Origin of the sequence: Rhizobium sp. NRK18 (assembly GCF_024385575.1) — a bacterium.
Lineage (GTDB): Bacteria > Pseudomonadota > Alphaproteobacteria > Rhizobiales > Rhizobiaceae > JANFMV01.
The window spans coordinates 1,294,779-1,320,930 of the sequence record NZ_JANFMV010000001.1 but is presented as its reverse complement, the minus strand read 5'-3'; the positions used below and the strand labels follow the sequence as shown (position 1 = coordinate 1,320,930).

The following is a 26,152-nucleotide window of genomic DNA, read 5'->3' as shown; positions in this document are numbered from 1 at the left end:
GTTCACACTCCTTCAAGCGGGGAGATTACGGAGATATCGGAAATTCGAATGAGCCGGCCCTCGGCCGCATAGCGGTCGACCAGCACTTTTTCGGCGGCGAACGGATGTCCGTCCCAGCCCTGGTGGCCGAAACCGGCAAGCAGGATCGTATCCTCCGGCCCGGCATGGTGGGTCAGCACCTCGGCGATCGCCACCATGCCGGAAGACGGCACGACATAGGCGCCGGCGCCGACGGCGGCGAGATCGGCATCGAGCCGCTCGTGCACCTGCCTGTCGATGACGCGGAACCCCTTGCCCGATTCCGCCGCGAACGCAGCGAACCCGTCGGTGTAATCGTCACAGAAATCGTCGAGATCGGGATGGCTCTCGCCAAGCACGGCGCGCATCTCATCAAACTTCAGCGGATCACGGACGCACCAGATCGATGCGGCAGCACGCACGGCGGCGATGTCGCGCCAGTCGCTTTCATAGAGCATCTGCTTGCCCGGCCGGCCGGTGTTGCAGACGGCGACGACATCCGTCCGACCGCGTTCGCTCGTCAGCGACCGGCAGTCGTTGAAGCGGATGACGAAATCGCAGCCGTCGACGCGCGCGGCGGCATCCTGCGGCACGGGCCCGTTTCCGACGATGGCGATGCGACGAACCATGGCTACTTCTGCTCCCCGCCGTCTTCGCCCTGATCCTCAAGGCCGGTCATCAGCTCTTTCAGTTCCCTGGTGCGCTGGCGCGTGAGATCGGCAAGGCAGGACCCGACGAGCAGCGGCTCCATCGAGCCGCCGCGGGCCTGAAAGCCCATGCCGTCGCAATGGCCGTCGCGATAGTCGACCCAGGCGCGTTGCGCCTTCTTCAAGGCATCGAGCGCACCGACCAGGTTCTTGTCGATATCGGCAAGCTGGGTGTCCTCGTCCTTCGCATAGGCGACCGCCTGCTTGTAGACGGCGTTCAGCTCCTTGTCGGCGGCCTGCCAGTCCTGATAGGCGCAGATGTTCATGTCCGTCTGGGTGACGGGATCGCTGCAGTCGACGTCCGGGTCCTGCGCCAGCGCATGGCTCGCAAGCGGCAGGCCGACGATGGCGGCAGCGGCAAGAAGCTTCAGCACGCCCGCGCTCCTAGAGCTTGCCCATGACGGACTGGCGGAAGCCGTAGACCTCGCGCTTGCCCGACATCGGCACCAGGGTCACCTGCCGGGTCTGGCCGGGTTCGAAGCGCACGGCGGTGCCGGACGGAATGTCGAGCCGCATGCCGCGCGCCTTGTCGCGGTCGAAGGACAAGCCCGGATTGGTCTCGCCGAAATGATAGTGGCTGCCAACCTGGATTGGCCGGTCACCGGTGTTGGAGACCTCCAGCGTGACGGTCGGAAGACCGGTATTCAGTTCGATTTCGCCTTCAGCGGCAATCAGTTCGCCCGGAATCATGAATCAATCTCCCAACCACTTAACGTATCGGTTCGTGTACGGTGACGAGCTTGGTGCCGTCTGGGAATGTCGCTTCCACCTGCACGTCGTGGATCATCTCGGCGATGCCTTCCATCACCTGATCGCGGGTGATGACATGTGCACCGGCTTCCATGAGATCGGCGACCGAGCGGCCGTCGCGCGCGCCTTCGACGACATAGTCGGTGATCAGCGCGATCGCTTCGGGATAGTTCAGCTTGACGCCGCGCTCCAGCCGCCGCCGGGCCACCATCGCCGCCATGGAAATCAGCAGCTTGTCTTTTTCTCTCGGGCTGAGGTTCATTGTCGTTCCACTCGTTTGCGATCTAGAGGTTCCAGACTTTCGGCACGGACGCGCCGCCGCGCAAGGCCGAAATCACCGGGATCAGGATTTTTCTCAAAGCGAAGCCGTCCGGCGCGATCAACCGGACGATCAGCTTGTCGCCCCAATGGCTGGCGCCGCCCGTCGCATCGCCGATCAGCGCCCGCACCTTGGGCAGATGGGCCTCCGCCATCGGGCCGCAATAAAGCGCCGTCGCGAACGCGACCTCGCTGGACAGCGATGCCGCCCGCGCCGTCAGCGCCGTAATGTCGCCCTCCAGCCGCTGGTCCTCCGCATGGACCAGCCGCCCTGCCCGGCGGATGCGCCAGCGGTCGCGAAAGAAGCCCTCGCGCATGGTCTCGCCCATCGCCTTGCGGCCAAGAAGCACGGCTTCGACGGCGACGAATTCCGCCGTCCCGGCCAGGTCGACATCCAGCGAGCGCGTGAGCGAGGCGCGGTCGAAGAGAATGGTTTCCTGCGGCAGCCACGAAAGCCGCGCGCCGTCGCCCGCCTCGATCCGCGTCGAGACCTCGGCGGTGCCGAAGGACGCCTTGTAGAGCTTTTCGCAGGCCTGCGTGGTGACGGTGAGATTGGTGTCAGGACCGGCGGCGATCGTCCAGTCCATGCGGTCGCCGCCCGTCAACCCGCCGGAGGTGTTGATGAGGACGGCTTCCATGCTGGCGTCGAAGGTGGTGGGCAGGCGGATCTTGGCCGCCCCTTCTTGGTAAAGTTCGGCAATGCGGGTGCGCCCGGCCAGCGGCTTCGCGACCAGCCGGCCCGTGCCCCGCGCCCGCTGCGGCAGTGTTTCCGCCAATGCAGACAAATGTCTCTCCCCTCGTCGCCGGCGCGTTCACGCGGCTTTGCATGCCGTCACGCCGTTCAGGCGTTTTTCTTATCTTTCAACACTTTGCAGGAAAGCAATTTTCATGCCCGCCTTCAAGCGCCGTGTTTGCCGCATGGCATCTGTCGCCGCCGAGGCGGCTGCCGCTTTTGACGGCAGCACTGCCCATCAAACGGTCAGATGGCGGCGCGCTTCCGGTGTGTCCAGCGTTTCGGCAGCCCCTTCGTGGACGATCTCGCCGCGGTCCATGATGTAGACGTGATCGGCAAGTTCGCGGCAGAAATCCAGATACTGCTCGACCAGCAGGATCGCCATGCCGGTCGAATCTCTCAGATAGCGGATAGCCCGGCCGATATCCTTGATGATCGACGGTTGAATGCCTTCGGTCGGCTCGTCGAGCACCAGGATTTTCGGCCGGGTTACCATCGCACGTCCGATGGCCAGCTGTTGTTGCTGGCCACCGGAGAGGTCCCCACCCCGTCGCGATAGCATCGTTTCCAGAACCGGAAACAGACTGAAGATGTCGTCGGGAATGCTGCGGTCCTTGCGGGAGAGCGGCGCATAACCGGTTTCGAGGTTTTCCTTGACGGTCAGAAGCGGAAAGATCTCGCGCCCCTGCGGCACGAAGCCGATCCCCTGCTTGGCCCGCGCATAGGGTGCCATGCCATCGAGCGCCGTGCCGTTGAAGGTGATCTTGCCCTTCGACAACGGATGCTGCCCCGTCACGGCCCGAAGCAGCGACGTCTTGCCGACCCCGTTGCGCCCGAGCACGCAGGTGATCTTGCCCATCTCCGCCTTGATCGAAATCCCGCGCAACGCCTGCGCCGCGCCGTAGTGAAGATTGGCGTTTTCAACGGTCAGCATGGGTATTCTCCTTCATGCGGGGAGGCTTCACCCCCCTCTGTCACTTCGTGACATCTCCCCCACAAGGGGGGAGATTGGGTCTCCGCCGCTGGCGTTCCTGCGATCTCCCCCCTTGTGGGGGAGATGCCCGGCAGGGCAGAGGGGGGTAAGAGGCAGTGAACATCCATCCCCTCACCTCCCCAGATAGTTCTCAATGACCTTCTGGTCATTCGAGACGAAGTCGATGGAGCCTTCGGCGAGCACCGAGCCTTCCGCAAGGCAGGTGACCTTGACGCCGAGATCGCGGATGAAGCTCATGTCGTGCTCGACGACCACGACCGAGCGGGTCTTGGCGATGTCGCGCAGCAGCGCCGCCGTCTCGACGGTTTCGGCGTCGGTCATGCCAGCGACCGGTTCGTCGACGAGGAGAAGCTTCGGCTCCTGGGCGAGCAGCATGCCGATCTCCAGCCATTGCTTCTGCCCGTGCGATAGGTTCGCCGCCAGATCGTCCTTGCGGTCCGTAAGCCGCACCGTTTCGAGGATCTCCTCGATACGGGCCTTGTCGCCGGATGACAGCGTGTAGAAGAGCGTGGCGAAGACGCCGCGGTCGCGGTTCAGCGCCAGTTCCAGATTGTCCCACACCGTATGGCTTTCGAACACGGTCGGCTTCTGGAACTTGCGGCCGATGCCGAGCTGGGCGATGTCGGCCTCGTCGCGCTTGGTGAGATCGATGTCCCCCTGGAAGAAGACCTCGCCCGAATCCGGCCGCGTCTTGCCGGTGATGATGTCCATCATCGTCGTCTTGCCGGCCCCGTTCGGACCGATGATGGCCCGGAGTTCCCCTGGCGCGATGACGAGCGACAGGCTGTTCAGCGCCTTGAACCCGTCGAAGGAGACGGAAACGCCGTTCAGATAGAGAAGGCTCGACGGCCGTTCGGCTGGCGTATCACTGACCTGCATGGTTCTCACTCCGCCGCTTGCGGTTCGGCTTCGCCGGTACCGCGATTGTCTTCAGCCTTCGCCGCATCCCGGTATTCCCTGCGGGTGACGAAATACTGCTGCACCGTTCCGACGATCCCCTTCGGCAGGAAGAGGGTGACGAGGACGAACAGCCCGCCGAGCGCGAAGAGCCAGATTTCCGGGAAGAGACCGGTGAAGATCGTCTTGCCGCCATTGACGAGGACCGCGCCGATGATCGGCCCGATCAACGTTCCGCGCCCGCCGATCGCCGTCCAGATGACGACTTCGATCGAGTTGGCCGGCGCAAACTCGCCGGGATTGATGATGCCGACCTGCGGCACATAGAGCGCGCCGGCAATGCCCGCCATCATCGCCGAAACGACGAAGATGAAGAGCTTCATGTGCTCCACCCGGAAGCCGAGGAAGCGCGTGCGGCTTTCGGCGTCGCGGATGCCGACGAGGATCTTGCCGTATTTCGACCGGACGATGGCCGAAGCGAGGATCAGCGACAGCGACAGGAAGATCGCCGAGGCGGCAAACAGCACGGCACGCGTGCCGTCGGCCTGGATGTCGAAGCCGAGGATGTCCTTGAAATCGGTCAGGCCGTTATTGCCGCCGAAGCCCATGTTGTTGCGGAAGAAGGCGAGCAGCAGCGCATAGGTCATCGCCTGGGTGATGATCGACAGATAGACGCCGTTGACGCGTGAGCGGAAGGCGAACCAGCCGAACACGAAGGCGAGCAGGCCCGGCACCAGCAGCACCATCAGCATGGCGAACCAGAACTGGTCGAAGCCGTACCAGAACCAGGGCAGTTCCTTCCAGTTGAGGAAGACCATGAAGTCCGGCAGGATCGGGTCGCCATAGACGCCGCGCGAGCCGATCTGGCGCATCAGGTACATGCCCATGGCGTAGCCGCCGAGCGCGAAGAAGGCGCCGTGGCCGAGAGAAAGAATACCGCAGAAACCCCAGACCAGATCCAGCGCCAGGGCGAGTAGAGCATAGGTCAGGTATTTCCCGAGAAGCGCCATGATGTAGGTCGGGATGTGCATGGCGCTTTGCGGGCCGGTCATGAGGTTCAGGACAGGAACCAGAACCGCAAGAGCGAGCAGGATGACTGCGGCAAAGACGATTTTCTTGTCGAGGGCGCGGAGGATAAACGAGGTGATCATGCTTCCACCGCCCTTCCCTTCAGCGCGAACAGGCCGCGCGGACGCTTCTGGATGAAGAGAATGATGAGCACGAGAACGATGATCTTGCCGAGCACCGCGCCCGCATAGGGCTCAAGGAACTTGTTGAGGATGCCGAGCGAGAAGGCCCCGACCAGCGTGCCCCAGAGGTTTCCGACGCCGCCGAAGACGACGACCATGAAGCTGTCGATGATGTAGCCCTGCCCGAGATTGGGCGAGACGTTGTCGATCTGCGACAGCGCCACGCCCGCCATGCCGGCAATGCCGGAGCCGAGCGCGAAGGTGAAGGCATCGACCCAGGCGGTGCGGATGCCCATCGAGGAGGCCATGCGCCGGTTCTGGGTGACCGCCCGCATCTGCAGCCCGAATGGCGTCCGCTTCAGAAGCATCAGCAGCGAGACGAAGACGGCGAGCGAGAAGACGATGATCCACATGCGGTTCCAGGTGATCGTCAGCCCGCCGAGCGGGAAGGCGCCGGACATCCAGCTGGGATTGCCGACTTCCTGGTTGGTCGGTCCGAAGATCGAGCGCACCGCCTGCTGCAGGATGAGCGAGATGCCCCAGGTCGCCAGCAGCGTTTCCAGCGGCCGGCCATAGAGGAAGCGGATCACCAGCCGCTCGATGACGAGACCGACGGCACCCGCCACCACGAAGGCCACCGGCAGGGCGATTGCCAGCGACCAGTCGAACAGCCACGGCGCCGAGGTGCGGATGACCTGCTGGACGACGAAGGTGGAATAGGCGCCGAGCATCACCATCTCGCCATGCGCCATGTTGATGATGCCCATCACGCCGAAGGTGATGGCAAGACCGATGGCCGCCAGCAGCAGCACCGAGCCGAGCGACAGCCCGTACCAGATATTCTGCACGACGTTCCAGAGTTGCTGGGCGTTCTGGATATGGGCGATCGCCTTGTCGATGTCGGGCTTCAGCTCGTCGCTGGCCGCACCCTGCGCCGCCATCAGCACCGAGATCGCATCCTGACCGCCCATGTCGCGAATGACCTGGACCGCAGCCTGCTTTTCGGCGAGAGGCCGGTCGGAACTCATGATCAGGAAGGCATGCGCTTCTTCGAGCGCGGCGCGGACTTCCGAATCCTTTTCGGCCGCAAGCGCCGTCTCCACGGGCTCGAGCGCTTCCTGGTCAGGCGACTGCAGGAGCGATTTTGCCGCCGACAGTCTGACCTCGCGCTTCGGGCTCTGCAGCGTCAGCGTACCGATCGCCGAACGGATCGTCCGTCGGATGCTGTTTTTCACCTTGATCTTGGTGAGCGCGCCTTCCGCTTCCTCGCCGACCTTTTCCCCGCTCAAGGGGTCGATCAGCGCCAGATTGGAGCCGGCCTTCTTGGTGATGAACACTTCATTGTCGGAGGTGCGGACATAGAGATCGCCGTTCGACAGCGCATTCAGGGTCGGCACAACCGCCGTATCACCCGTTGCAGCCAGGTCGGCCACGATCTTCTCGACCTTGTTGAAATTGGCGCCCGCGAAGGAATTGATCAGCGTTTTGAGATCTTCCGCATGCAGCGGCCCGCTGGCAGCAGCGATAACGACGATCGCCGCGATAATTCTGAATAGATGAAGAAAATGTCTTTTGAACATGATCGGCCCGCCCCTTTTCATGAAGCCGCAGGCAGGAGGCCCGCCTGCGGCACGTTCGGTTCAAGCGAGAAGCGGGAGCTTAGGAGCCCTTGCCGCCGCACTTGCCGGTGGCAACGTTGAAGTTGCCGCAGGACATCGGCTTGCGCCAATCGGAGATCAGGTCCTTCGAGTCCGGCAGGTAGTCGGACCATGCGTCGCCCGGGACGAGACCGGGGGTCTGCGAAACGATGTCGAACTGACCGTCATCCTGGATTTCGCCGATGAGGACCGGCTTGGTGATGTGGTGGTTCGGCATCATGGCCGAGTAGCCGCCCGAAAGGTTCGGGACAGACGTGCCGGGCAGTGCGTCGATGACGGCGTCCTGATCGGTCGTACCGGCAGCTTCAACCGCCTTCACCCACATGTTGAAACCGATATAGGCGGCTTCCATCGGGTCGTTCGTCACGCGCTTGTCGTTGCCGGTGAACTTGTGCCATTCGTCGATGAAGGCCTTGTTGACAGGCGTATCGACAGATTCGAAGTAGTTCCAGGCAGCCAGGTGGCCGACGAGCGGCTTGGTGTCGATGCCGGCGAGTTCTTCTTCACCGACGGAGAAGGCGACGACCGGAATGTCTTCGGCCTTGACGCCCTGGTTGCCGAGCTCCTTGTAGAACGGAACGTTGGCGTCACCATTGACGGTGGAGACGACGGCGGTCTTCTTGCCGGCAGAGCCGAACTTCTTGATGGCGGAGACTTCGGTCTGCCAGTCGGAGAAGCCGAACGGCGTGTAGTTGACCATGATGTCTTCGGCGGCAACGCCCTTGGCCTTCAGATAGGCTTCGAGGATCTTGTTGGTCGTGCGCGGATAGACATAGTCCGTACCTTCCAGAACCCAGCGCTCGACGCCTTCTTCCTTCATCAGGTAGTCGACGGCGGGAATGGCCTGCTGGTTCGGAGCAGCACCCGTGTAGAACACGTTGCGCTCGGACTCTTCGCCTTCATACTGAACTGGGTAGAACAGGATGTTGTCGAGTTCCTTGAAGACCGGCAGGACCGACTTGCGCGACACCGAGGTCCAGCAACCGAACACGGCGGCAACCTTGTCCTTTTCGATCAGCTCGCGTGCCTTTTCGGCAAACAGCGGCCAGTCGGACGCCGGGTCGACGACGACGGCTTCGAGCTTCTTGCCGAGAAGGCCGCCCTTCTTGTTCTGCTCGTCAATGAGCATCAACATGACGTCTTTCAGCGTGGTCTCGGAAATCGCCATCGTGCCCGACAGCGAGTGCAGGATGCCGACCTTGATCGTGTCGTCGGCGGCAAGTGCGCTGGTGAAGGCCGAAGCCGTCATGGCCGCGGCCAGAAGCGCACCAGAAATTTTGCTGGTGATAGACATTTTGGTTTGAACCCCTCTTCTCGTTCACTCCGCAACGGCGCGGGAGAAAAACGTCAACCGCTGCTGCAGGCGACTATCCGACGGGATTGTGCGTTGCGATATACGTCAATTGACGTAGGCAGAGGGGGCAAATGTGCGGTGCTCGGATCAAGCGCGACAGACCCGGCAAAACGGCGCAATCAGAGCACCAGGATGCCGATCTCAACTGTCGTTGGGGGGACTTTTGCCGGCGGCGGGACGCGGCCGGGCTTGCAAATTCAGCGCGCTGCCGTCTTCGGCGACCGCTTGGTCTTGGCGGGCGACGCCGGCGTTTCGGCGTCCTGGGCCATGCGCAGGGCGCGCAGCTTTTCCGTCTTCTTGTCGCGGGCGGTCGCCTCGGCCGCGATGATGGCACGCGCCGTGCTGTCGGTGACAGCCGCCTTGTCCCGCGGGGTCATCTTGGCGGGATTGAAGAATGCGTCCTTGGTGGCAGTCATGTCTTCTTCCTTTCGGCTTGGGAATGGAAAGATCGGTCGATTGCGGCCCGCCCCCGATGATGGGAGCAGCACTTGGGAACCGTGACCGCGGCCTGCCGGAAGGCAAGATCGGCCCGCCCGCCGCAATAGCCGGCGTGACGGGCAATCCGGTCAGCGAGCGCGCGCGACCTTCTTCGGGCCGGGAATGAGGCCTTCGCGCTGCATCTTCTTACGCGCCAGCTTGCGGTGACGACGAACGGCTTCCGCCTTTTCGCGGGCTCTCTTCTCGGACGGCTTTTCGAACGCACTGCGCTGCTTCATTTCCCGAAACACGCCTTCGCGCTGCATCTTCTTCTTCAACACGCGGAGTGCCTGATCGACGTTGTTGTCCCTGACAAGAACCTGCAAAACAATTCCTTCCTTCTGTTTATCTGCGCGGCGAGACGCCGCTCTTCATTTCAACGCGACAGAGATCTGCCGGTTTTCGACCGAAGCGGCTTCAGCCACGAGTTGCCGCTGCCTGCAGCAGCGACGCTGACCTCTCTGACCGCAGCCTCCTTCAGCGTCTCGATGTCGGATTCCGTCACGCGCCGTTCGAAGTTTTCATTGTCGAACTGCACGCGGTACTGCCGCTCGCCGCGATCGGCAGACGGCAAGACGCTGACAATTGTGCATGTCCTGAGGTCGGTCGATGTCTTGACCAGGCCGGAATGCAATATGACGACATCGCCAGCGGCAAAGCCCTTTGCGCTCTTCATCATCATGGCTCCATAATCGGGCAAAGCCCTGGAAATAAATAAAAAGGCCGGGAGTGACCCCGACCTCTCCAGGTCATTCGAGCGCCACGCTGCCAGTACATCCGTGGTCAGCAGGCGCGAATGACGATCAGGCGACCTTGAGGTTGTCAGCCGCGTTCTTGCCCGACTTGCGGTCACGAACGACTTCGAATTCGACCTTCTGGCCTTCGGCCAGCGAACGGATGCCCGCACGCTCGACGGCGGAGATGTGAACGAAAACGTCCGTCGATCCGTCGTCCGGCTGAATGAAACCAAAACCCTTGGTGCTGTTGAACCACTTTACTGTGCCTGAAGTCATGACGATTTCCTTTCAATCGCTGGTGTTGCCCGGCTGTAGCTCGCCAGGAAAAGCTCGATGTTTTGAGAGGAAATCTGAAGAGGAGCAAAAGCTCCGGAAGCAAAAGTCACAAGCAAAGTTCGATACGTCTTATATAGTCGTTATGGCGAAACAATCAATCAAAATCGATAATTTAGTTCCTCGAGCGCTACCGATCCGGGCGATGATTTTCCATCAACAGCTTGAAACCATTGCCCATATTGAAATAAATTTTCCTTCGATGTCAGATGGCCGAGACCCTTGCGATCTGCGTTCCTCCTTGCCTCCGCCGCCGCGCGGTGACACAACAGGACACGGATCGCGTCGTTCCTCCGACTTGCTGCGGAAGAAGGCCCCAGTCCCAATCGAATGCCCACCCTTCTCTCTCCCATTCTCTTTTCGAAGGCCGGAATGAGCACCCAGAACCAGACCGGGACGCAAACGCCCCCGCCCGCCGAAGAGCATCGTCATGCCGACCTGATCGCCAGGATCGCGCCGGTTCTCTTCCTCGTCTTCTGGTCGTCCGGTTTCGGCTTCGCCAAGGTCGGCCTGCAGCATGCTCCGCCGCTGACCTTCCTCGCGCTGCGCTACGGCATCATCGTCGTCGTTTTCCTGCCGCTCTTCTTCATTCTCAAGGCCCAGGCGCCCGCAAGGGCGATCGGCTGGCTGCACATCGCCGTCGTCGGCTTTCTTATCCAGTCGGTCTATTTCGGCCTCGCCTATGGCGGCATGAACCTCGGCGTATCGGCCGGTGTGACGGCGGTGATCGCCTCGATGCAGCCATTGCTGGTCGCGCTCGCCTCCCCCTTCGTCACCGGCGAGCGGATCAATCTCGTCAAATGGGTTGGCCTGATTCTCGGCGCCGTGGGCGCGATCATCGTCATCGTCGGCAGCCAGACCGAGGAAATGGGCGCCGCACTCGACATCGGACTCATCCTTTGTGTCGGGTCCACCGTCGGCATGGCAGCCGCCACGCTCTACCAGAAGCGCTTTCCGGTCAAAGCCCACCCTGTCACCATCAACCTCATCCAGTATGCGGTTGGCCTCGTCACCATCGCTCCCATGGCGCTCACCTTCGAAAGCGGCCCGGTCGACTGGAGCACCGGCCTCTTCGTCGCTCTCGGCTGGCTGGTCGTCGCCAACTCGCTGATCTCGATCTCGCTCCTCCTCTTCATGCTCGGCCGCTCCGAGGCATCCAAGGTATCGGCGCTGTTCTTCCTGATCCCGCCCGTCGCCGCCGTCTTCGGCTGGGTGCTGCTCGGCGAACAGCTGACGCTGGTCGCGATTGCCGGAATGGCGATTGCCGGTTTCGGGGTCTGGCTCGTGTCGCGGCCACAGGCCGCATGAGGCCCCCAGCCCTCCGACACAATCTTGCCGGACTTGACCCCTTGTGATGGTCGGATAAACATTCCGGCAGCCAAGATCAGGAAGGGCGATCCATGACAAGACAGGTGGACGGAAAACGCACCGCAGCGGGCGGCGCAGGCAGCAGCCTATTGACGCTGGCGCTCGCGGCCGTGTTCGTGGCCGGCCTTCCGGCCATTGCCGAAGCCCATATCACGCAGGATAGCGCCGGCGGCTTCGTTCACGGCTTCCTGCACCCGCTGTCGGGCGCCGATCACCTGCTGGCCATGTTCTCGGTCGGCCTCTGGGGCGCGCAGATGGGTGGCCGCTCGGTCTGGAGCCTGCCGATCACCTTCCCGCTGATCATGGTCGTCGGCGGCGTGCTCGGCATTGCCGGCGTACCACTTCCCGGCGTCGAAGTCGGCATTGCGCTCTCGATCCTCGTGCTTGGCGCGGCAATCGCTTTCTCCTGGAAGCCACAGGAATGGGTGGCTCTCGCCATCATTTCCGTCTTCGCCATCTGCCACGGCTACGCGCACGGCGCCGAATTGCCGATCGCCACCGATCCGGCGGATTATGCCATCGGTTTCGTCGTCGCCACGGGCATGATCCACATCTTCGGCATTCTCGTCGGCCTCTACGCCGGACGGCTCTACAACGGAAAACTCGCCCGCATCCTCGGCGCAATGATCGCGCCGGGCGGCGTCTATTTCCTGATGAGCTGACCGGTGACGCCTGTCGGATCGGTACCCCACGCCGGCGACTGGCGCCGAAATGCCGCCCTTGCCTTCGTCCTGTTCTTGGCCGGAACGGGGCTGATCTTGCTCTCTTCCATCCGCGAAGCGGACGTCCAGGGCAACCTGTTGCGATGGGCGCTGCAGCCTTCCCTTTCCTTCGACCGTCTTCTGCCGCTGATCGGCTTCGGTTTTCTGCTGGCGCAATTGCCCGCCCGATCAAGACTCGTCGCCATCGCCCTGCTGATTGCCGGAATGGCGGCGGGGTTTGGCACGCGTGACATCTTTCTGAAAGCGGTGGCCCCGCTTCCGGGCGCCGGCACGCACTTCTTCTATGCCGGGCCGCTGGCGACGCTTGCGGTCGGGCTTTGCCTCGTCCTGCCCGTCAGGTGGCGCCCATGGCCTGCCCTGCCGGTCGCCTTCGTGATCGGCATGCTGCTGGCCATTCTCGTCAGCCTCTCGGATCTCACGTTGCACGACCGCTTCTTCGTGCCGCAAAACCTCGCCGCATCGCTCTGGACCGTCGCACTGGCCGCAGCCCTTGGACTGCTGGCACGTTTCCCCTGGGCGGGAACGGCAACGCAGATCATGGGAAGCTGGCTGATCGCGATCAGCCTGCTCTATGGCGGAGCCTTCGCCGTCTCGAAAGACCGCGAGTTTCATCCGCCCGCCTTTGCCGCCGCTCCGTCCGGCGAAGGAGATTACCCCGGTTTCGCCACGGTGCTCGGAGAACTCGACGCCCAAGGAGATGGCAAGCCATGAGACGGCCGCTCCTTGCTCTGGCACTTCTCGCGGCAGGCGCGCTGCCGGCATTCGCCCATCCCGACATCGCCGTCACCGTTCGCGTTCTCTTCAATGTGAAAGACGGCAATCTCGCCGCGCTGGCGGAAACCTGGACCTTCGACAGCGCCTACAGCGCCTATCTGATCAAGGCTTTCGACGCCAATACGGACGGCGCTTTCGATCCGGACGAAAACCAGGCTCTCGCAGCGAAGATGAAAGCCGACCTCTCCGGCCTCGGCTACCTCACCCGGCTTTCGGCGGAAGACGGCACGCAATTTCCGCTGAACCTTTCAGCTTTCCATGTGGAAATCCGGGACGGCGATGTGACGGTCTCGCTGGGGCTGACGCCGCCTGAGGCCGTTCCCCTTGCCGGAAGGTCGCTCTCGGCCATCGTCGCCGACACCGGCTACATCGCCGACATGCGGCTTGCCGACGACCGGCCGGCAATGATCCGCGGCGACGATGCCGCGACCAACTGCACGACGACCATCAGCCCTGCACCGGACAATGCCTATTTCGGCGGACTGGTGACCCCGGAGAAGATTACCCTCACCTGCCAGTAGTGCAGCGCTTCCATTTCCTGCCAGAGACTGAGCGGCACAGGCAATTGAGTTTGACCCAAATCCTGCGTCGAGGTATCATTTGTATTACAAATGAAGGAAAAAGCGATGTCAGAACATAAGCTTTCAGATCCGATCACGATGCGTCTGCCAACGGATGTACTGTCCGAAATCGAAGAGATCGCTGAAATCTGCAACCGAAGCCGAAGCTGGGTTTTCGTTCGCGCTTTGAAATCTTATCTGGCGGCAGAAGGACGTGAGATCATCGAACTTGCAGAGGCAAAGCGGGATATTGATGATGGACAGGGTCGCGATCTGGATGAGCTCATCGAAGAAGTCGATGCCATCGTCAAGGGAGCGGCGGCTTGAAAGTCACAGTCTCGCCTCGCGCACGAGACTATGTCAGACGCGAAGCAAGCTATCTGAAATCAAGAAGTCCGAGAGCAGCTCAACAATTCCTCGATGATCTGAGGCGGCTGAGACAAGAACTCTCCCGCTTCCCGGAAATGGGAAAGTTGAATACCGACATCCCAATGCCAGGAATTCTGCGCTTCGTCATGGGTGAGTACCTTGTCGACTACCAGGTCCTGAAAGAGGAGATTGCGATTTTCGCCGTTCGTCATGGTCGCGAACAGCCGCCAAGGATTGAACTGGACGAGGATTTCAACTTCGAGAATCCCACCGGGAATAATTCCGGCACAAAGTAACAGTGCATCCCAGGTGGCGATCCCTCTCTACGCCTGCTCGAACTCCCCTTGCAAATTGCCTGCAATCCGCAGACACTCGCCACAATTTCAAGGAAGACGGCGACCTCCCACGACCGTCACACGGGAACAGCAGACGAGCCCTATGGCCGCACGCCAACGCATCATACCCGTCCGGCGCGAGTATAACCGCTGGGTGGCAAACCAGACGCTTGAGGATTACGCGCTGCGGTTTACCGCCAAGAGCGCGCGCCGGTTTTCCTCCGAACGCATTTCGCAGACGGCGATCGGCGCCATCTCCTTCCTGGCGCTGGAAGCGATCGGCGGCGCGATAACGCTGTCCTACGGCACTACCAACGCCTTTTTCGCCATCGTCGTCGCCTCCATCGCCATGCTGATTGTCGGCCTGCCGATCAGCCGTTATGCGATCCGCCACGGCGTCGACATCGATCTTCTGACCCGCGGCGCAAGTTTCGGCTATATCGGTTCGACGATCACCTCGCTGATCTATGCCAGCTTCACCTTCATGCTGTTTGCCATCGAGGCGTCGATCATGTCAGGCGCGCTGGAACTCGCCTTCGGCATACCGCTATGGATTTCCTACATTATTTCGGCCGCCGTGGTGATCCCGCTCGTCACCCACGGCGTGCAGCTGATCAGCCGCTTCCAGCTCCTGACGCAGCCGTTCTGGATCGTCCTGAACGTCCTGCCCTTCGTCTTCATCGCGCTGTCCGACTGGCAGAAATTCGACCTCTGGCGCGCATTCGCCGGCATTCATCATCCGCCGGCAGCCGCCGGCACGGCCGCACCCTTCGATCTTGTCGAGTTCGGCGCCGCGTCCGCCGTCATCCTGGCGCTGATGGCGCAGATCGGTGAACAGGTCGACTTCCTGCGCTTCCTGCCGCCGGAGGGCACGCGAAAGCTGCGCCATCGCATTGCCATCTTCCTCGCCGGCCCCGGCTGGGTGATCGTCGGCGCGCCGAAACTTCTGGCCGGATCCTTCCTCGTCGTACTCACGCTGAGTTCCGGCGTCCCGACCGATCGCGCCGCAGACCCGGCGCAGATGTATCTGACCGCCTTCGGCTACATGATCCCCTGGCACAATGCCGCTCTTCTTCTGATGGCCGCCTTCGTGGTCGTCTCGCAACTGAAGATCAACGTGATGAACGCCTATGCCGGCTCGCTCGCCTGGTCAAACTTCTTCTCGCGCCTGACGCACAGCCACCCCGGCCGCGTCATCTGGCTGTTCTTCAACGTGGCGATCGCCCTGCTCCTGATGGAGCTCGGCATCTACCGGCTGCTGGAAGAAACGCTCGGCATCTTCTCGATCATCGCCATGGCCTGGCTCTGCACGATCTCGGCCGACCTCTTCGTCAACAAGCCGCTCGGCCTCTCGCCGCCCGGCATCGAGTTCAAGCGCGCCCATCTCTACGACATCAACCCGGTCGGCCTCGTCTCGATGGGAGCGTCCGCAACGCTGGCGCTGATTGCCCATTTCGGCGCGGTCGGGCCGACTGCCGCATCGCTGGCGCCCTACATCGTCCCGATCGTCGCTTTCATCGTCTCGCCGCTGATGGCTTATGCGACGGGCGGGAAATATTACCTCGCCCGCAAGCCGCGCCAGAAATGGCAGGAGATGTCGACCATCACCTGCTCGATCTGCGAGCATCCCTTCGAGCCGGAAGACATGGCCTGGTGCCCGGCCTATGCGGCGCCGATCTGCTCGCTCTGCTGCTCGCTCGACAGCCGCTGCCACGATCTCTGCAAGCCGAAGGCACGTTTCAACGCGCAGGTCGGCGCCGTCGCGCGACGGCTGCTGCCGGACGAGATCGTTACGCGCCTGACGACCCGGCTCGGCCGCTACGGCATCGCCGTCCTGCTGGCCGTCTCCGCCATCGGCGCGATCCTGGCGATGATTGCCCATCAGGTCGGCATTTCCGCGCCGGAAGTTGCCGAGGTGGTCAACCGGACGATCCTCGTCGTCTTCTTCGTCTTCGCCATCCTGACCGGCGTCGCCTGCTGGTTCTACGTGCTGGCCCATGACAGCCGCGTCGTGGCGGAAGAGGAATCCTCCCGCCAGAACACGCTGCTCCTGAAGGAGATCGCCGCCCACCAGAAGACCGACGCAGCCCTGCAGAAGGCCAAGGAAGACGCCGAAGCCGCCAACCGCGCCAAGAGCCGCTATGTCGTCGGCCTGTCGCACGAACTCAGGACGCCGCTCAACGCCGTGCTCGGCTATGCGCAGATCCTCGAACGTGACGATACGATCCCTGCGCCGCGCCAGTCGGCAATCAAGGTGATCAAGCGCAGCGCCGACCATCTTTCCGGCCTGATCGACGGCCTTCTCGACATTTCCAAGATCGAGGCCGGCCGGCTGCAGGTCTATTCCAAGGAAATCAACATTCAGGATTTCCTCGACCAGATCATCGACATGTTCCGCCCGCAGGCGCAGGCAAAGGGCCTATCCTTCGTCCACGAGCGGGCCGCCAACCTGCCGCAATACGTGCGCACCGACGACAAGCGGCTCAGGCAGATCCTCGTCAACCTGCTGTCGAACGCCATCAAGTTCACCGACCGCGGCGAGGTCCGTTTCACGGTCGCCTATCGCAGCCAGGTGGCCACCTTCACGGTTGCCGATACCGGCCGCGGCATTTCCGAGAAGGACATTGCTCACATCTACGAGCCCTTCCAGCGCGGCGAGGCCGAGACCGTGCAACCCCGCCCCGGCCTGGGCCTGGGCCTGACGATCACGCAGCTTCTGACCAACACGCTGGGTGGCGAAATATCGGTCTCCAGCATCAAGGACGAAGGCTCCACCTTCAAGGTGCGCCTGATGCTGGCCGCCATCGACCGGCCAAGCACCGCACCTGCTGCGGAAAAGCGCATCGTCTCCTACACCGGCCCGCACCGCACCATCGTCATCGTCGACGACAACGAGGACCACCGCAGCCTGATGCGCGAGGTTCTCGAGCCGATGGACTTCGTCTTGCTGACGGCCGAAAGCGGCGAGGAATGCCTGCAGCTCGTCGCCGAACTGAAACCCGATCTCTTCATGATCGACATCCTGATGCCCGGCATGACCGGCTGGACGCTGGCGACACGACTGCGCGACCTCGGCCAGACGGCGCCGATGCTGATGGTCTCGGCCAATATCGGCGACGGCTCCTATCTGGAAGGCGGCACGGACGCCCACAACGACACGCTGGCAAAGCCGGTCAATATCCGCCAGATGATCGACAAGCTGGCCGCCTATCTCGGGCTCGACTGGATCTACGAGGAGGAGCGGTCCGAAGAAAGGACCGACCGCCATTCGGCGATCGCCAATCCCGGCCTTTCGCATGTCGAGGAATTGCGGCGGCTCGGTGAAATTGGCTATGTTCGCGGCATCGAGGCAAAACTTGCCGAGATGGAAAAGCATGAGACCCATCGTCCCTTTGTCGAGGCCCTGCGTGCCTATGTGCAGGCCTTCGACATGACCGGCTACATGGAATTCCTCAGCCAGTTCGAAGAGAAAGGCATCAAGGCCAGTGGTTAGCAGCGGGCTCCCGAGAGACATTGTCCTCCTGGTCGACGATTCCCCGGATGCGCTGGGCTTCCTGACGGACGCACTGGAGCAATCCGGCTTCTCCGTGCTGATCGCAACTTCCGGCGCCGCGGCGCTCAACATCGTCGACCGCATCACGCCGGACCTCGTGCTGCTCGACGCCGTCATGCCGTCGATGGACGGCTTCGAGACCTGCCGGCGGCTGAAGGCCAATCCGGCGGTCGCCCAGATCCCCGTCATCTTCATGACCGGCCTTTCGGAAACCGAACACATCGTCCACGCGCTCGAATCGGGCGGCGTCGATTATCTGACAAAACCGATCAACATCGATGAACTCCGCGCCCGCATCCGCGTGCATCTCTCCAACGCCCGCTCAGCACAAAGCGCCCGCGTGGCGCTCGATGCCGCCGGTCGTCACCTGCTGGCGGTCAAGAACGACGGCAAGATCCATTGGTCGACGCCGCAGGCGACCCGCCTCGTCAATGCCGCCACCGGCAGCGATGACGGGCTGGAGATCATTACCGAGAACGTCGGCCGCTGGCTGAAGACCCGCGAAAAGGCCGACGGCGGCGAAAGCGCGCTGACGATCTCGCACAACGGCCGCGCCGCGCTACAGCTGACCTTCCTCGGCGCGATCGGCGGCGATGAATATCTCTTCCGCCTGACGGCGGCCAACGAAAGCAGCGACGACGAGATCCTGCGCCAGCACTTTCCGCTGACGAACCGGGAGTCCGAGGTGTTGCAATGGATCGCCAAGGGCAAGTCGAACCGCGACATCGGCGAAATTCTGGGATTGAGCGCCCGCACGGTCAACAAGCACCTCGAACAGATCTACATCAAGCTCGGCGTCGAAAACCGGGCCTCCGCAGCCGTCAAGGCAGCGCAGGTCTTGCTGGAAATGTGAGGTTGGACGGGGAAATACGGGTAGGCACTGCCCGGTTTCTCTAGTCATTTCAACACTGACGCGGCAGTCTTCTCCACCCCCTCGGCATCACCCTCATACTCTCCGGCAGTTGTTGTTTTGCCGGAGACGATGCTGATGTCCGAGATCACCGCCAATCTTAAGATGCCCTATATCCTGCCCTCGCAGGCGCAGAAGCATGTAACGCACAACGAGGCGCTGCAGCTGATCGATGCCGTCGTCCAGCTGACGATTGAGGATACGCTGGACGATGAGCCGGACACGCCCGACGAGGGGCAATGCTACCTCGTCGGCGACAGTCCGACGGATGCATGGGCCGGTAAGGCGGACCGCCTCGCCTTCCGGCAGGACGGCGCCTGGATCTTCATCGAGCCGCTGGAAGGTTGGCGCGCCTGGTTCAAGGCCGATGGCCGGCAGCGCTATTGCACGGGCGCTGGCTGGACCGAGTTGCCGCTGCCGGACGAGGCGAGCTTTGGCCGGCTCGGCGTCAACGCGACGGCGGACACCAGCAACCGGCTGGCGGTCTCTTCACCGGCGAGCCTCTTCAACAATGCCGGCAGCGGACATCAGATCAAGGTCAACAAGGCGGCGAGCGGCGATACGGCCTCGCTCCTCTTCCAGACCGGATGGTCCGGACGCGCCGAGATGGGGCTCGCCGGAAATGACGAGTTCTCGGTCAAGGTGAGCCCCGACGGCGCCAGCTGGGCAACGGGCTTTTCGATTGCGCCCGGCGGCATCGTCCGGCTTCCGAACAGGCCGCTGGCGCGGGTCTCGCTCTCCCCGCAGACCGCAACGCCCGTCGATGGCGAGGAAACCGGCTTTGACACCCTTCATATCAGCCAGGGCGCCATGACGCTCGGCGCAGCGCTTGCCAGCGGCTACGGCAAGTCGCTGGTCGTGCCGGCGTCCGGCTTTTATCTCGTCGCCCTTTCCGCCCGCATTGTCACGACCACCGGCCACATGCTGGTCCTGACGGCCAATGGTTCGACCGGCCTGGTGGCCGTTAACGATTTCGCAATGGTTGCCGACGGTTTCAGCCAGCATGCCAGCGCCATCACCTATCTTTCCGCCGGCGATACGCTGACCCTGAAGCATTTCGGCACGGCGACCTACGAGTTCGACGTGACGAAAACCGAGGCGATGGTGCTGATGCTGTGACCCTTTGGCGAAAATCTTTCAGAAAAAATTCTTCGCGCGCATCGGCCGAAAACGGTCGCTTGCCCCGGCAAACCGCGGATTCCCGCCAATTATGGCGCAAATCGGGCCAAGGTACTTTCAATTCTTATCAAATTCTTACTTGGCCTTTAGGCAAATTTTAAATGTGGCAAGCTAGTGTTGCCCCATATGGTCTTGTGTTTAGTAGAGAGTCCAATGACCGAGTTAATGCGTCCACGTGTAAAATATGTCATCGGTCCCGATGGCAGCCCACTTACTATTGCTGATTTGCCACCCGCCAATACCCGTCGCTGGGTCATCCGCCGCAAGGCCGAAGTTGTCGCCGCCGTTCGCGGTGGTCTCCTGAGCCTGGAAGAGGCCTGCGAACGCTATACCCTTACCGTCGAAGAATTCCTGTCCTGGCAGTCTTCCATCAACAGCCATGGCCTTGCTGGTCTGAGAACCACTCGCATCCAGCAGTACCGCCATTGATGGAAGGGGCATCAGCCCCTTTCACACCCTTCCCTTTCCTTCCCCCTCCACGTCGCCCGTGTAATCCTCGCTCCGCGTTTCAGTCGCCCGGTTTCGGCGCGATCTGCGGCAGGATACCCGACAGGATTGCCGATCCCGCGTAGAACCACAGCCCCGGCTGGGTGAAGGCCGTCGCAAATCCCGACGTCTTGGCCGCGAAGATGACGATTGCCACCAGCATCACGTCCATCATCGACCACTTGGCAAGATAGGGAAAGATCGCCACCAGCAGCCCCTTGGCCTGCTTCGGCTTGCCGTTGACGAATTCCGCCGTCAGCACGATCAGCTTGACGACCGGAAAGACGACGGAGAACAGCCCGACGATGACGGCCAGCAGCGCGTCGCCGTTCCCCCAGAGTTCGAGCAGCAATCCGATCAGCGATGGCGTTTCGGAAAAGAAGTGCAGCGTGTTGAGTTCGATGAGCGGCAGTACCAGGCCAAGCGCCAGCATGAAGGGTGCTGCAAAAAGACAGACTGCTCTCAGGACCTTCAATGTTTCGCCGCTCCGCCCGTTCGGTCTCAAGCCTCGCCGAAGGGCGGGCACCCGACCGATGTAGCGACGCCATGCGCTATCCGCAATATGCAGGCCGGCGATCGACAATACACAACGACGTGCGGGCGCCTGCCAGCAACAGCCGGCGGACGCCCGTTTTGACGACGGACCCGGGAGCTAAGGCCCGTTCAAGACCTCTGGCGTCAGGCGCGAAGCCGCTGCGAGGAGCTGTCGCGCTCCTCAAGCGCCGCGGCCTTGGCGTATTCCGCCTCGACCTCTTCCAGCGCCAGTTCCGCCGCATCCTGCTGGATCTTCAGTTCCTTGATGGATCCCTGAAGATTGTCGGCGCGCTGGCGCGCCGCCTTGGCAAACGTTGGATAGGCGAAATGCGACGGATCGCTGATGCCGGACTTCTTCTCTTCGAAGGCAATCTGGTTTTCGAGTTCGTCGGCCATCCGCTCGAACTCGGCCATCATCATCTGCAACTGCTGCAACTGACGGCGCTTTTCCTTGACCTGAAATTCCTTCAGGCGTGTAAGGCTCTCACGTGACTTCATACGCAATACTCCCGTGGATACCGTGACCCCGGCTCATTCACAAAAACACCCTACCGACCCAATCGAAACGAATCGGTTAACGAAAAAAAATCGACGGCGTTAACAAAAACCTACCGCTGGTAACCTTTCGTTTACGGGCATGGTTAATCATAGGGGTGATCATTTAAGGGTCAGTAAATGCCAAGGCCGATTTTTAGGTCTCGACAATGATGAGTCGAAAGAATCAGTTAGCGGGATTTCTTCACGTACTGATTCACAAATGGCGATGTCGGATTCACGCGGAAAAACAGGAGCCTGCTAAAAATATTTAATAAATTCGATACTCCTTGCCAGAGGGAATTAGAATTTGTTAACCATTACGTGGCAGCTTTCCTAACAGGCAACGACTGGACCGGGCGCTTCTAGGGGCTGTCAAACCTTTTAGCGGCGGAAAAGGGGATAAATATGCGGGTTCTACTCATCGAAGACGATAGTGCGACAGCACAGAGCATCGAACTGATGCTCAAATCGGAAAATTTCAACGTCTACACCACCGACCTCGGTGAAGAAGGCGTCGATCTGGGCAAGTTGTATGATTATGACATCATCCTGCTCGACCTTAACCTTCCCGACATGTCGGGTTACGAAGTGCTTCGCACACTTCGCTTGTCCAAGGTTAAGACACCTATCCTGATTCTTTCCGGCATGGCCGGCATTGAAGACAAGGTCCGAGGCCTCGGCTTCGGCGCCGACGATTACATGACCAAGCCGTTCCACAAGGACGAGCTGGTGGCCCGCATTCATGCGATCGTTCGTCGCTCGAAGGGACACGCCCAGTCGGTGATCACCACCGGCGACCTGGTCGTCAACCTGGATGCCAAGACTGTCGAAGTCGGCGGCCAGCGCGTTCACCTGACCGGCAAGGAATACCAGATGCTGGAGCTGCTTTCGCTCCGCAAGGGCACGACGCTCACCAAGGAAATGTTCCTCAACCACCTTTATGGCGGCATGGACGAGCCGGAACTCAAGATCATCGACGTGTTCATCTGCAAGCTGCGCAAGAAGCTCGCGAATGCCGCCGGTGGCGCCAACTACATCGAAACCGTATGGGGCCGCGGCTATGTGCTGCGCGAGCCCGACGGCAGCGAATACATGGAAACGGCCTGATCCTTCAGGCCGAGCCAGAGCCCCTTATCCGCGATCAGCCGCCAGGACGGAAACGTTCCGGCGGCTTTTCCATGTCCGCAATCCGGCAATGCGGCGCAAATGAGCGAGACGCAGCCTCATGCCCGTGTCGGGCACGGCTGCGGAATGAGGGAATGTTAGCGTTGAGAGATCAGGCGGCCACGACGATGTGACCGAACTTCTCGGTGAGGATCCGGCGGTCGAACGGCTTCATCAGGAAATCGTCGGCACCGGCGCGCTTGCCGGGCATCATCGTCTTCAGATCCGCTTCGACGACGCAGTAGAAAATGCGAACGTCCGCGCCGTTGGGAAGAGCCCGCACATTGGCGATCAGGTCGAGCGCGCCCTCCATGGCCGCATCGACGATGAGGATCTTCGGAAGGTCTGCCTCGCAGCGTACGATCGCCTCGCGGGCGCTCGACGCTTCCATGACCAGATAGCCAAGCTCCGACAGAATTCGCTTGCCAACCTTCCGGACGATGTCCGACCCGTCGACGATCATCAGTCTGAGCATAGCCATGGCAGCCTCCTTGCGTGTCCCCGGTGCGGTGTCTTGCGGGCCATGAGCCCCCACCCGCCCTTCACGATCTTGTGGGAGCGCGAGATGCCGCCAGCAGGCAACACGTCACGCTCCCTCAGACTATATTAGGAGTCCGCTAAGGAATGGTTACGCGGCCGGCGCAACTTCTGCGGTGAAGATGATCGCCTCTTCCGTCACCTGATACTCGATCTTCATACCGGCTTCCTCGGCGAGCAGCACCGTGTAGTAGGGCTGGACGGCGTGGGCATCGACCGCTTCGGACAGCGTGCCGTTCAGAAGTTCTGCGAACTTTGCCGGAACCCGCATCATCCGTCCCTTGGAGACAAGCGTGAACTTGGCGTCGAATTCCGGATTTTCGAGCGTTACGTCAATCGAACCGCCGCGCGGGATCGACGAGTAGCTGACCAGGAACAGGTTGAGGAGCATCTTGACGCGGTTCTTGGCGACGATGGCGCGCGGACCGCTCCAGCTGACCTCGACCTTCTTCTCGGCGGCTGCGAAATCCTTGGCAGCCTTCTCGGCTTCGCCCGTATCGATGGATGCACCGACCGAGCCGGATGCGCCGAAGGCGAGCCGTGCGAACTTCAGCCGGACCGAGGCGTTGAGCGCGCTGGCGCGGATCAGATCGAGTGCATCCTCGTCCGCCCCGCCTTCGTCCAGAAGCTCGAGACCGTTGTTGATCGCACCGACCGGCGAGATCACGTCATGGCAGACGCGGCTGCACAGGAGAGCGGCCAGGTCCGGGCCGGAAAGGGTGAGGTTCGGATTGGTCATGGTCGAAAGTCTCCTGATGAATGGTCGCGGCGCGTGCGGCACGGTGTTGCCTGCCGCCGGGCGCGCGTCAATGGGTTACCGTGTCCCTGGCACGAGAAAATGGCGCAGCACCCGATCCGGCGGCAATGCGTCATTTTCTCGTGTCGGCTTCACCGATATCACATCGCAGGCGCAAATAGTGCGCCGGAAACGCAAGTAATAAAGGCAAATCGACGGTGCCATAATGACACCATATTTGGTAAACCGATTGTTAAGGGGAAAGGTGGAAAATGCTTACATCCGAATTACCGATGAACGGGTGAAGCCATGTTTCTGAAAAAATTGCGCACCTGGGCACGACTGCGGCTCGTCACCGCCTTTTTGGCCTTCGCAAGCCTGACTGTGCCTTCCAGTTCTACTTACGCCGCCACGAATGCCGAATATTCGATGCAGGAGATCGTCGATGCCGGCCATTCCTTCTTCGGCGAAACCAGCGGCGGTCTCGCCAAGGTGATCGAGACGGCGTTTTCCAAATACGGCCTGCCGAATGGCTACATTCTCGGCCAGGAAGGCTCCGGCGCCCTGATTGCCGGCCTGACCTACGGCGAAGGCGCCCTTTACACCAAGAATGTCGGCGAGCACACCGTGTTCTGGCAGGGCCCTTCGCTCGGCCTCGATTACGGCGGCAACGGCGACCGCACGATGATGCTGGTCTACGATCTGCCGAATGTCGACGATCTCTATGACCGCTTCGGCGGCGTCAACGGCTCGGCCTATGTGGTCGCCGGCGTCGGCATGACGGTTCTGAGGAACCGCGACGTGCTGCTCGTGCCGATCCGCACCGGGATCGGGGCGCGTCTGGGCATCAATGTCGGCTATCTGAAGCTGACCCGCCAGCCGACCTGGAACCCCTTCTGATACGGCCCGGCCGTTAACCAAAACCGAGAATTCAGGCGGCCTGCGGGCCGCCTTTTTATTTCCGCCGGTGGCCAACAACTTGCCGCTGTCAGTATAAGATGATTTAAGTACCGCAACGGAACAGACGAAACGGCCGACCGTGATTGAATTTGCTCTCTTGTTTGGATTGGGCTTCTTGAGCGCCGCATTGGCGTTCCTTCTGCTGGCTCCTGCAATCCACCGCCGCATCGTCCGTTATACCGAGCGTCGCCTGCAGGCGACGATGCCGCTGTCCCCGCAGGAGATCTCGGCCCAGCGCGACATGGCGCGCGCCACCTATGCCGCAGAAAACGCCAAGGCCAGCATCGAACTGACCAGGCAGCGCGAAAAGGCGACCAATCTGGAAGTACGCAACGTCACCCTGTCCGAGGAAGCCCGCAAGCTGTTGTCGGAAAACCGCGAGCTGAAGATGCAGGTCGAGGAGATGAGCGTCGAGGCCGCCGACCTGCGCTCGAAGATCCGCGACGAGGACGGCTACATACTGCGCCTGAAGCAGCATCTGGGCGAGGCCGAGCGGGCGCTGGCCTCCAAGGGCTACAGCGCCGAGACGCTGCAGCGGCGCGTCGATCTGGTGGCGTCCAACCTCGACACGCTAAAGATCGAGATCGCCAGCCGCGATACCGAAATCGAGAACCTCAAATACCGCCTGGCCTCCATCCGCGAGGAACGCGAGACGCTGCGCAACGAACTCAAGGAGATGACCCACCGCGCCAAGGAAGCCGAGTTCCAGGCAAGCCGTCAGGAGGGCAAGGTGGCGAAGCTAGAGAACCGGCTGGAAGAGGAAGCGGCCAAGAATGCCGATTCGCAGACGGCGCTCCGCCAGCGCATCCAGGACATCCGCCAGTTGACGGAACGGCTGAAGGCCGCCAATGCTGACGCCAGAAATGGCAATGCCGTCGCCGGTCTGCAGATGTCCGGAGCCGACGCCACCCCGGCCGCCAACGGATCCGCCCATGCAGGAGAACAGTCTGTCGTGAAAATGCTGTCGCCAGACGAAATGAGCCGGTTGCGTGAAGAGCTCTATCACCAGAACACCGCTCTCTCCGAGCGGCTGATGAAGGCGGGATCCGCCGACAAGGACGATGCGCTGAGAGCGGAGATCGCAACGATGGCAGCCAAGGTGGTGGCGCTGACCGCCAGCGAAGAAGGCGCCGCCTCGCCGATCCGCAGCCTACTTGCCGACATCCCGATGGATGACGGCGAACCGCTGCCGGGAAGCCTTGCCGAGCGCGCCCGCAAGATGCTGTCCGGCGAAGCCGCCGAATAGACCCCTCTCCGTCTCA

At 61.7% G+C, this 26,152-nt stretch carries 30 protein-coding genes and 2 pseudogenes; 14 read left to right on the top strand and 18 right to left on the bottom strand.

Annotated elements, in window-relative coordinates; genetic code table 11:
* Positions 1-2 precede the first annotated feature (2 nt).
* The 14 genes from NN662_RS06035 to NN662_RS05970 all read right to left on the bottom strand — a co-directional run bounded on the left by NN662_RS06035 (position 3) and on the right by NN662_RS05970 (position 10,109).
* Positions 3-647, bottom strand: coding sequence for a Urease operon accessory protein (locus NN662_RS06035; RefSeq protein WP_261929400.1), 645 nt, complete (start codon positions 645-647; stop codon positions 3-5).
* 2 nt (positions 648-649) lie between these two features.
* The gene (locus NN662_RS06030) at positions 650-1,096 is read right to left on the bottom strand and encodes a lysozyme inhibitor LprI family protein (RefSeq protein ID WP_261931874.1); all 447 of its coding nucleotides are present in this window, start codon (positions 1,094-1,096) and stop codon (positions 650-652) included.
* 13 nt (positions 1,097-1,109) lie between these two features.
* Positions 1,110-1,415 (bottom strand): urease subunit beta, encoded by a 306-nt coding sequence (locus tag NN662_RS06025; RefSeq protein ID WP_261929399.1) that lies wholly within the window; start codon positions 1,413-1,415, stop codon positions 1,110-1,112.
* Between the two features lie 19 nt (positions 1,416-1,434).
* Complete coding sequence (locus tag NN662_RS06020; RefSeq protein ID WP_261929398.1) at positions 1,435-1,737, bottom strand: urease subunit gamma; 303 nt, start codon at positions 1,735-1,737, stop codon at positions 1,435-1,437.
* 22 nt (positions 1,738-1,759) lie between these two features.
* On the bottom strand, positions 1,760-2,578 hold the full coding sequence (locus NN662_RS06015; protein WP_261929397.1) for an urease accessory protein UreD: 819 nt from the start codon (positions 2,576-2,578) through the stop codon (positions 1,760-1,762).
* Positions 2,579-2,764: 186 nt separating this feature from the next.
* Positions 2,765-3,460, bottom strand: a complete 696-nt coding sequence (urtE, locus tag NN662_RS06010) for an urea ABC transporter ATP-binding subunit UrtE (RefSeq protein WP_261929396.1) — start codon at positions 3,458-3,460, stop codon at positions 2,765-2,767.
* Between the two features lie 171 nt (positions 3,461-3,631).
* Positions 3,632-4,399 (bottom strand): urea ABC transporter ATP-binding protein UrtD, encoded by a 768-nt coding sequence (urtD, locus tag NN662_RS06005; protein WP_261929395.1) that lies wholly within the window; start codon positions 4,397-4,399, stop codon positions 3,632-3,634.
* 5 nt (positions 4,400-4,404) lie between these two features.
* Positions 4,405-5,568, bottom strand: coding sequence for an urea ABC transporter permease subunit UrtC (gene urtC / locus NN662_RS06000; RefSeq protein ID WP_261929394.1), 1,164 nt, complete (start codon positions 5,566-5,568; stop codon positions 4,405-4,407).
* Complete coding sequence (gene urtB / locus NN662_RS05995) at positions 5,565-7,187, bottom strand: urea ABC transporter permease subunit UrtB (protein WP_261929393.1); 1,623 nt, start codon at positions 7,185-7,187, stop codon at positions 5,565-5,567. Before urtB ends, urtC begins: the two co-directional genes overlap by 4 nt.
* Positions 7,188-7,266: 79 nt before the next feature.
* On the bottom strand, positions 7,267-8,559 hold the full coding sequence (gene urtA, locus NN662_RS05990; protein ID WP_261929392.1) for an urea ABC transporter substrate-binding protein: 1,293 nt from the start codon (positions 8,557-8,559) through the stop codon (positions 7,267-7,269).
* A 257-nt stretch (positions 8,560-8,816) separates the two neighbouring features.
* The gene (locus tag NN662_RS05985; RefSeq protein ID WP_261929391.1) at positions 8,817-9,035 is read right to left on the bottom strand and encodes a hypothetical protein; all 219 of its coding nucleotides are present in this window, start codon (positions 9,033-9,035) and stop codon (positions 8,817-8,819) included.
* A gap of 150 nt (positions 9,036-9,185) precedes the next feature.
* Entirely contained in the window at positions 9,186-9,422 is a 237-nt protein-coding gene (gene rpsU / locus NN662_RS05980) for a 30S ribosomal protein S21 (RefSeq protein ID WP_261929390.1), read from the bottom strand.
* 50 nt (positions 9,423-9,472) lie between these two features.
* A complete protein-coding gene (locus NN662_RS05975; protein WP_261929389.1) occupies positions 9,473-9,775 on the bottom strand; it encodes a cold-shock protein in 303 nt (100 codons plus the stop codon).
* A gap of 124 nt (positions 9,776-9,899) precedes the next feature.
* Entirely contained in the window at positions 9,900-10,109 is a 210-nt protein-coding gene (locus NN662_RS05970) for a cold-shock protein (protein WP_261929388.1), read from the bottom strand.
* 429 nt (positions 10,110-10,538) lie between these two features.
* On the opposite strand from NN662_RS05970, the gene NN662_RS05965 reads away from it, so the two are divergent.
* The 11 genes and pseudogenes from NN662_RS05965 (at position 10,539) to NN662_RS05920 (ending at position 20,365) form a co-directional block, all read left to right on the top strand.
* Positions 10,539-11,474: a DMT family transporter gene (locus NN662_RS05965; protein ID WP_261929387.1), complete on the top strand. Its 936-nt coding sequence runs from the start codon at positions 10,539-10,541 to the stop codon at positions 11,472-11,474.
* Between the two features lie 92 nt (positions 11,475-11,566).
* A complete protein-coding gene (locus NN662_RS05960) occupies positions 11,567-12,196 on the top strand; it encodes a HupE/UreJ family protein (protein ID WP_261929386.1) in 630 nt (209 codons plus the stop codon).
* A gap of 3 nt (positions 12,197-12,199) precedes the next feature.
* Positions 12,200-12,967, top strand: a complete 768-nt coding sequence (locus NN662_RS05955; protein WP_261929385.1) for a hypothetical protein — start codon at positions 12,200-12,202, stop codon at positions 12,965-12,967.
* Entirely contained in the window at positions 12,964-13,551 is a 588-nt protein-coding gene (locus tag NN662_RS05950; RefSeq protein ID WP_261929384.1) for a DUF1007 family protein, read from the top strand. Before NN662_RS05955 ends, NN662_RS05950 begins: the two co-directional genes overlap by 4 nt.
* 105 nt (positions 13,552-13,656) lie before the next feature.
* Entirely contained in the window at positions 13,657-13,917 is a 261-nt protein-coding gene (locus tag NN662_RS05945; RefSeq protein ID WP_410010907.1) for a CopG family ribbon-helix-helix protein, read from the top strand.
* Complete coding sequence (locus tag NN662_RS05940) at positions 13,914-14,255, top strand: type II toxin-antitoxin system RelE/ParE family toxin (protein ID WP_261929383.1); 342 nt, start codon at positions 13,914-13,916, stop codon at positions 14,253-14,255. Before NN662_RS05945 ends, NN662_RS05940 begins: the two co-directional genes overlap by 4 nt.
* A 142-nt stretch (positions 14,256-14,397) precedes the next feature.
* Positions 14,398-17,787: an ATP-binding protein gene (locus tag NN662_RS05935; RefSeq protein WP_261929382.1), complete on the top strand. Its 3,390-nt coding sequence runs from the start codon at positions 14,398-14,400 to the stop codon at positions 17,785-17,787.
* Positions 17,780-18,314, top strand: a pseudogene (locus NN662_RS21495) (response regulator); the annotation flags it as partial. The gene NN662_RS05935 and the pseudogene NN662_RS21495, both read left to right, overlap by 8 nt.
* Before the next feature lie 68 nt (positions 18,315-18,382).
* A pseudogene (locus tag NN662_RS21490) lies at positions 18,383-18,700 on the top strand (response regulator transcription factor); the annotation flags it as partial.
* A 135-nt stretch (positions 18,701-18,835) separates the two neighbouring features.
* A complete protein-coding gene (locus tag NN662_RS05925; protein WP_261929380.1) occupies positions 18,836-19,876 on the top strand; it encodes a DUF2793 domain-containing protein in 1,041 nt (346 codons plus the stop codon).
* Between the two features lie 213 nt (positions 19,877-20,089).
* A complete protein-coding gene (locus NN662_RS05920; RefSeq protein ID WP_261929379.1) occupies positions 20,090-20,365 on the top strand; it encodes a DUF1153 domain-containing protein in 276 nt (91 codons plus the stop codon).
* Between the two features lie 79 nt (positions 20,366-20,444).
* On the opposite strand, the gene NN662_RS05915 is transcribed toward NN662_RS05920, so the two are convergent.
* Together NN662_RS05915 and NN662_RS05910 are read right to left on the bottom strand one after the other, a co-directional pair.
* Positions 20,445-20,897, bottom strand: coding sequence for a paraquat-inducible protein A (locus NN662_RS05915; RefSeq protein ID WP_261929378.1), 453 nt, complete (start codon positions 20,895-20,897; stop codon positions 20,445-20,447).
* 203 nt (positions 20,898-21,100) lie between these two features.
* On the bottom strand, positions 21,101-21,454 hold the full coding sequence (locus NN662_RS05910; protein ID WP_261929377.1) for a flagellar export protein FliJ: 354 nt from the start codon (positions 21,452-21,454) through the stop codon (positions 21,101-21,103).
* A gap of 444 nt (positions 21,455-21,898) precedes the next feature.
* Here NN662_RS05910 and ctrA point away from each other — a divergent pair, with 444 nt between their 5' ends.
* Positions 21,899-22,600 carry a response regulator transcription factor CtrA gene (gene ctrA, locus NN662_RS05905; protein ID WP_261929376.1) on the top strand — a complete coding sequence of 234 codons (702 nt, stop codon included), beginning with the start codon at positions 21,899-21,901 and terminating at the stop codon, positions 22,598-22,600.
* Positions 22,601-22,769: 169 nt separating this feature from the next.
* Here the strand turns inward: ctrA and NN662_RS05900 are convergent, their stop codons facing one another.
* A complete protein-coding gene (locus tag NN662_RS05900; protein WP_261931872.1) occupies positions 22,770-23,132 on the bottom strand; it encodes a PleD family two-component system response regulator in 363 nt (120 codons plus the stop codon).
* 153 nt (positions 23,133-23,285) lie between these two features.
* On the bottom strand, positions 23,286-23,933 hold the full coding sequence (gene chpT / locus NN662_RS05895; protein ID WP_261929375.1) for a histidine phosphotransferase ChpT: 648 nt from the start codon (positions 23,931-23,933) through the stop codon (positions 23,286-23,288).
* 306 nt (positions 23,934-24,239) lie between these two features.
* Between chpT and NN662_RS05890 the strand changes: the two genes are divergently transcribed.
* Together NN662_RS05890 and NN662_RS05885 are read left to right on the top strand one after the other, a co-directional pair.
* Positions 24,240-24,830, top strand: a complete 591-nt coding sequence (locus NN662_RS05890; protein ID WP_261929374.1) for a DUF1134 domain-containing protein — start codon at positions 24,240-24,242, stop codon at positions 24,828-24,830.
* Positions 24,831-25,005: 175 nt separating this feature from the next.
* Positions 25,006-26,136: a hypothetical protein gene (locus NN662_RS05885; RefSeq protein WP_261929373.1), complete on the top strand. Its 1,131-nt coding sequence runs from the start codon at positions 25,006-25,008 to the stop codon at positions 26,134-26,136.
* Positions 26,137-26,152: the final 16 nt, after the last annotated feature.

Coding starts and splice junctions, on each gene's coding strand:
- NN662_RS05890 (WP_261929374.1), top strand. CDS start 24,240: ATGTTTCTGAAAAAATTGCGCACCTGGGCACGACTGCGGCTCGTCACC.
- NN662_RS05960 (WP_261929386.1), top strand. CDS start 11,567: ATGACAAGACAGGTGGACGGAAAACGCACCGCAGCGGGCGGCGCAGGC.
- NN662_RS06035 (WP_261929400.1), bottom strand. CDS start 647: ATGGTTCGTCGCATCGCCATCGTCGGAAACGGGCCCGTGCCGCAGGAT.
- NN662_RS05925 (WP_261929380.1), top strand. CDS start 18,836: ATGTCCGAGATCACCGCCAATCTTAAGATGCCCTATATCCTGCCCTCG.
- NN662_RS05945 (WP_410010907.1), top strand. CDS start 13,657: ATGTCAGAACATAAGCTTTCAGATCCGATCACGATGCGTCTGCCAACG.
- NN662_RS05935 (WP_261929382.1), top strand. CDS start 14,398: ATGGCCGCACGCCAACGCATCATACCCGTCCGGCGCGAGTATAACCGC.
- NN662_RS05985 (WP_261929391.1), bottom strand. CDS start 9,035: ATGACTGCCACCAAGGACGCATTCTTCAATCCCGCCAAGATGACCCCG.
- NN662_RS05910 (WP_261929377.1), bottom strand. CDS start 21,454: ATGAAGTCACGTGAGAGCCTTACACGCCTGAAGGAATTTCAGGTCAAG.
- urtD (WP_261929395.1), bottom strand. CDS start 4,399: ATGCAGGTCAGTGATACGCCAGCCGAACGGCCGTCGAGCCTTCTCTAT.
- NN662_RS05950 (WP_261929384.1), top strand. CDS start 12,964: ATGAGACGGCCGCTCCTTGCTCTGGCACTTCTCGCGGCAGGCGCGCTG.
- urtC (WP_261929394.1), bottom strand. CDS start 5,568: ATGATCACCTCGTTTATCCTCCGCGCCCTCGACAAGAAAATCGTCTTT.
- NN662_RS06025 (WP_261929399.1), bottom strand. CDS start 1,415: ATGATTCCGGGCGAACTGATTGCCGCTGAAGGCGAAATCGAACTGAAT.
- urtA (WP_261929392.1), bottom strand. CDS start 8,559: ATGTCTATCACCAGCAAAATTTCTGGTGCGCTTCTGGCCGCGGCCATG.
- NN662_RS05900 (WP_261931872.1), bottom strand. CDS start 23,132: ATGCTCAGACTGATGATCGTCGACGGGTCGGACATCGTCCGGAAGGTT.
- NN662_RS05920 (WP_261929379.1), top strand. CDS start 20,090: ATGACCGAGTTAATGCGTCCACGTGTAAAATATGTCATCGGTCCCGAT.
- chpT (WP_261929375.1), bottom strand. CDS start 23,933: ATGACCAATCCGAACCTCACCCTTTCCGGCCCGGACCTGGCCGCTCTC.
- ctrA (WP_261929376.1), top strand. CDS start 21,899: ATGCGGGTTCTACTCATCGAAGACGATAGTGCGACAGCACAGAGCATC.
- NN662_RS05965 (WP_261929387.1), top strand. CDS start 10,539: ATGAGCACCCAGAACCAGACCGGGACGCAAACGCCCCCGCCCGCCGAA.
- NN662_RS05975 (WP_261929389.1), bottom strand. CDS start 9,775: ATGATGAAGAGCGCAAAGGGCTTTGCCGCTGGCGATGTCGTCATATTG.
- NN662_RS05970 (WP_261929388.1), bottom strand. CDS start 10,109: ATGACTTCAGGCACAGTAAAGTGGTTCAACAGCACCAAGGGTTTTGGT.
- urtE (WP_261929396.1), bottom strand. CDS start 3,460: ATGCTGACCGTTGAAAACGCCAATCTTCACTACGGCGCGGCGCAGGCG.
- NN662_RS06020 (WP_261929398.1), bottom strand. CDS start 1,737: ATGAACCTCAGCCCGAGAGAAAAAGACAAGCTGCTGATTTCCATGGCG.
- urtB (WP_261929393.1), bottom strand. CDS start 7,187: ATGTTCAAAAGACATTTTCTTCATCTATTCAGAATTATCGCGGCGATC.